Source organism: Armatimonas sp., assembly GCF_043760365.1.
Taxonomy (GTDB): Bacteria; Armatimonadota; Armatimonadia; order Armatimonadales; family Armatimonadaceae; genus Armatimonas.
The window spans coordinates 1-1725 of sequence record NZ_JAYUPA010000434.1 but is presented as its reverse complement, the minus strand read 5'-3'; the positions used below and the strand labels follow the sequence as shown (position 1 = coordinate 1725).

The window sequence follows — 1725 nt, the reverse complement described above, 5'->3', positions numbered from 1 at the left end:
CTGTGGGCTGCGCTTGCGCTTTCCACTCTAGTAACTCAATAACATTCTTGCTCAGATCATTGTTCTCCGTGGGAGGGTAGAAGTGGGTCACCAGGCGCTCTGCGACTGCTCTGTCTCCTGCAAGAAGTGCCCGCGTAGCAGCGGCGTCAAAAAGGGGCCAGTCCTCGCCGGGCAGTGCGCTCCAGTTTCCACCCGCACCGGTGATCAGCCCCAGAGAACCGTCCGGTTTTTTATCCAGATACCGAGCGACTACGTGGAGCCGCAGACCGTTCTTGGGAGGGGGCGGCAGGGGGGGAGCGAGGGGCGGAACGAGGGGCTTTCCCGAATCTATTTTTACTGCTGTAGCCTCGCGCTCGATCATCGCCAGAATTTTCTGGGGGCTGGCCTGTGCTACATGGATCGTGTCGCGCAGCGCTCCATCTGGAGCCAGAAGAAAGCAGTGCACCGTCCCCACGGAGAGCTTCTTGGCAAATCCCTCGCGGTGGATTGCCTGAAGTGCGGCTTTCTCCTCGCCCGCAAGCATGTCGTTGGCCAGGTAGACAGGAACACTCAAGCTGTTGAGGGCAGCTACCACGCGGGAGTCATTGAAGGACACGGCCCGTGTCGCAAAGGCTCCTCCTCAGCAGCGGCCACGTTGCATGCGGCCATCCAGCGTGAAGACAAAGACAAGGCGGTTTTCTTTTTTGGCGAGCCGCTGCGCCTCCAGCAGAGTTGGGGCCCAGCCGATTGCTTCCCATGCCCGCTCACGCGCCGTCGGCTGCCAGGCACGCACTTGCTGGGAAACGTCGTCTGGGGTAAGGATTGCCCTAGGTGTTTGCATAGTGCACTATAACACAGCAAGCCATGTCTGCCCGCAACCGAAGCGCACTGTGATGCGTCCTATGCTTCGGAGTATAATGTTCCTATGCCTGACGAGACCACGACACCTTCCGCGCCGCCGCTGCCCACGTCTACCCCTTCCTCCTCTTCTGCGTCTTCTTCTGCCGCCCCGCCTCTTGTCCAGAATGAGGATCAGAAGCTTCGGGGGATCTCCCGCTCGCTGCTAATCGCGGTGGGGGGGACGGGCCATAAGATCTTGCTGGACGTGCGACAGCGTATGATTCAGAAATACGGCTCACTGGATAAGCTGCCCATTGTTTCTTTCTTACTGCTCGACACCGACCAGGCGATCTTTGGGAAGAACCCCAACTACTCGGATGCGGCGAACTTAGATAATGCCGATAAGATTCACTGCTCGGTGCACGGCGTCGAGCAGCTTCGGAGAAATTTACGGGAGTACCCGCATCTCAGAGACTGGCTTGATCCTCGGACGCTCTCCGGGGATATTCACCAGGGCGCAGGTGCAGTGCGGGCCCGTGGGCGGCTGGCCTACTTCTGGAACTACGACACCATCGCCCGGCGTGTCGAGGAGGAGTACACCGAGATCACCAAAGACGCCAGCAAGGCGCTGGCGATCAAGAACGGTCTGCAGGTCTCGGAGGGCGTCACGGTCTATATTGTCGGCTCACTGCTGGGTGGCACGGGCTCGGGGATGTTTTTAGACTTGGCCTACACCGTCAAAGAGCTGCTCAAAGACCAGCGCATGCTGGAGATCATTGGCATCTTCGGCATCCCCCCCAACACGTCGGCGGTCTCGGTGGACAACCGGCCTAATGCCTACGCGAGTTTATTAGAGCTCAACCACTACACGGACTCAGCGTCGGCGTTTACCGCGCAGTACAAGCC

At 59.3% G+C, this 1725-nt stretch carries 2 protein-coding genes and 1 pseudogene; 1 reads left to right on the top strand and 2 read right to left on the bottom strand.

Annotated elements, in window-relative coordinates:
• Together ACH2EH_RS10220 and ACH2EH_RS10215 are read right to left on the bottom strand one after the other, a co-directional pair.
• Nucleotides 1-595: pseudogene (locus tag ACH2EH_RS10220) on the bottom strand (hypothetical protein); the annotation flags it as partial.
• Nucleotides 596-619: 24 nt separating this feature from the next.
• Nucleotides 620-820 (bottom strand): hypothetical protein, encoded by a 201-nt coding sequence (locus tag ACH2EH_RS10215; protein WP_395141334.1) that lies wholly within the window; start codon nucleotides 818-820, stop codon nucleotides 620-622.
• A gap of 84 nt (nucleotides 821-904) precedes the next feature.
• Between ACH2EH_RS10215 and ACH2EH_RS10210 the strand changes: the two genes are divergently transcribed.
• A partial coding sequence (locus ACH2EH_RS10210) for a tubulin-like doman-containing protein (RefSeq protein ID WP_395141332.1) occupies nucleotides 905-1725 on the top strand: 821 nt, incomplete at its 3' end.